The organism is Streptomyces milbemycinicus, from assembly GCF_002154605.1.
Lineage (GTDB): Bacteria > Actinomycetota > Actinomycetes > Streptomycetales > Streptomycetaceae > Streptomyces > Streptomyces milbemycinicus.
This window is the reverse complement of sequence record NZ_MUNE01001105.1, coordinates 1-2,524: the sequence shown is the minus strand read 5'-3', so window position 1 is coordinate 2,524 and position 2,524 is coordinate 1. Positions and strand designations below refer to the sequence as shown.

Annotated in this window: 3 protein-coding genes; all 3 read left to right on the top strand. The window is 71.3% G+C overall.

Going from position 1 to position 2,524, the window contains the following annotated elements:
- Positions 1-987, top strand: a complete 987-nt coding sequence (locus CCN51_RS51370) for a phosphotransferase family protein (protein WP_043489326.1) — start codon at positions 1-3, stop codon at positions 985-987.
- Positions 988-1,151: 164 nt separating this feature from the next.
- Positions 1,152-1,388 carry a hypothetical protein gene (locus CCN51_RS51365; RefSeq protein ID WP_014174450.1) on the top strand — a complete coding sequence of 79 codons (237 nt, stop codon included), beginning with the start codon at positions 1,152-1,154 and terminating at the stop codon, positions 1,386-1,388.
- Between the two features lie 100 nt (positions 1,389-1,488).
- The coding region (locus CCN51_RS51360; protein ID WP_086861250.1) for a right-handed parallel beta-helix repeat-containing protein at positions 1,489-2,524 on the top strand (1,036 nt) is incomplete at its 3' end.

The window sequence follows — 2,524 nt, the reverse complement described above, 5'->3', positions numbered from 1 at the left end:
ATCGCCGCGGCCGCCGCGGCGCTCAAGGCCACGGGCGTCGCCGACGCGGACGCCGCGCGCTACACACCACTGTCCGGCGGCACCTACAACACCGTGGTACGCGTCGACCTCGACGACCAACGGCAGTGGGTGGTGAAGATCCCTCCGCCCCCGGACACCCCCCGACTCGGCTACGAGCACGAACTCCTGCGGGGCGAAGTGCTCTTCTACGCCTCGGCGGCCACCGCGGCGGACATCCCGGTCCCCGAGGTCGTGCACAGCGAACTCGATCCGCACGCGGCCGGCGGGCCCTGTCTGATCAGCACCCTGCGCCCCGGCACGCCATGGCATGAGATCTCCGGGTCGGTCCCTGACGACGAGCGCCGCCGGCTCAGGGAAGAGCTCGGACGGCTGGTCGCCCGCCTCCACACCGTGGCCGGAACCGGCTTCGGCTACCCCGCCGAACCCTTCGGCCCGCCGACAGCGACCTGGCGGCAGGCCTTCACGGGGATGATGGACGCGGTGCTCGACGACGCCGAGCGCCACCGGGCCTCACTGCCTGTGCCAGTGGCCCGCGTCAGAGAGCTGTTCGCCGCGGTGGCGGGCGTACTCGACGATGTGGTCACGCCCACCCTGGTGCATTTCGACCTATGGGAGGGAAATCTGCTGCTCGACGGCGCGGCGGGGGCCCGAACACTCAGCGGCGTCATCGATGGCGAGCGGATGTTCTGGGGCGATCCGGTGGCCGACTTCGTCTCGCTGGCGCTGCTGGGAAACGTGGAGGACGACGCGGACTTCCTGTCCGGATACGCCGCGGTCGCCGGTCCACCGCGCTTCGACGATTCCGTACGGCTGCGCCTGGCGCTCTACCGCGCCTATCTCTATCTGATCATGCTGGTCGAGGCGGTGCCCCGGGGCTATTCAGCCGAGCAGTCGGCCCGTACCCAGCGGTATGTGACACCGCAACTCCTGGCGGCCCTGCGGGACATGGAGGCGGCCGGCGGATGATCTCGCCGTGGTCCGGCTACGCCACGGAGTCGGAGCCGATCGCTCCGCGATCGTGAGCACGGCAGAGCGGGCCCGGACCGGCGTACCGCGGCGCCGCCCCAGGTGCGACGCTGAGAGGAGACGCCACTCCTTGGCGACCACGCACCCGGGAGGAGGGCCCCGAGATGACGAACCACACCCCCGAGCAGGGTGCCGGAACCCGCCCGAGCACCCTGGACACACAGAGTGAAGAGGAGCGGCTGCGGCTGCTGGAGACACAGGTGCAGACCCTGGCGGACGCGGTCCGGGCGCTCGCGCAGGGCCTGGAGAACATCCCGACACAGGACGATGCCCTGGCGGTGGAGGCGGCGGCCCGCGGCGCCCGGCTGGCCCATGAGCTGCTGCTCTCGCAGGGCCTGTAAGCGCCGGGCGGCGCCGGCGCGCTCATCGCTCCGGTAGGCGGCAACCTATCGGGCCGGGGCGGCGACATAGAGCCGGAGGCCAGGACGGACCGGTGAAGGGATGAGCCCAGTGAAGGTCAACAAAGCCGTGACGGTGCTGCTCGGCGCGGTGTCCCTGGCGGCGGTGGGCGCGCCACGGGCATTACCCGCCGCGCCTGCCGCCGCCGCGGCGCGGCAGATCGTCGTGGCCGTGGGCGGGCACGACACCGGCGCGGGCACCCTGGAGGACCCGCTGGCCCCCATCCAGGCGGCGGTGGACCGAAGCGGACCCGGAGACACCATCGCGGTCCGCGGTGGCACCTACGAGCTGACCGACAACATCACCATCGCCACCTCCGGTACGGCGGGCAGCCCCATCACGCTGGCCAACTACTCCGGTGAGCACGTCGTCATCGACGGCGAGCGGCTGCCCGCCAGCCACACCCCGGTCGGCGGCTCCATCCCCCGGGCCGAGCGCGGGGCCATCCACCAGGAGGCCTCGTACTGGCGGATCCGGGATCTGGAGATCATCCGCGGGCCGTACGGGATCTACTGCGCCGGCTGCAACGACAACGAGTTCACCGGGCTCACCACGCGCGACAACTACGAGTCCGGTTTCCAGCTCCAGGGCACCTCCAGCCGCAACCTGATCGCGGACCTCGACTCGTACGGCAACCACGACCCGCGCAAGAACGGCGAGAGCGCCGACGGCCTGGCCATCAAGGAGGGTCAGGGCGAGGGCAATCGGGTCCGCGGGGCCAGGCTGTGGAACAACGCCGACGACGGCTTCGACGCCTGGGAGTTCACCTCCCCGATCGCCATCGATAACACGATCGCCTACGGCAACGGGTTCAACCGGTGGAACTTCCCCGACTTCACCGGTGACGGCAACGGCTTCAAGATGGGCGGCGGTGGCGATGTGGACCCGCCCGCCGACCACTCGCTGCGCAACGCCATCGCCTTCGGCAACGCGGCGCACGGCGTCACGGACAACGGCAACCCGGGCGCCCTCGCCATCTCCCGCACCACCACCTACCGCAACGGCGGCAGCGGCTTCCGGACGGACCGGTCGCGCGCCACGCTCACCGCGAACCTCTCGCTGCTGGACACCGAGCCGG

Excerpts from the sequence above, each read along its gene's own strand:
- CCN51_RS51365 (WP_014174450.1), top strand. The coding sequence starts at position 1,152 with ATGACGAACCACACCCCCGAGCAGGGTGCCGGAACCCGCCCGAGCACC.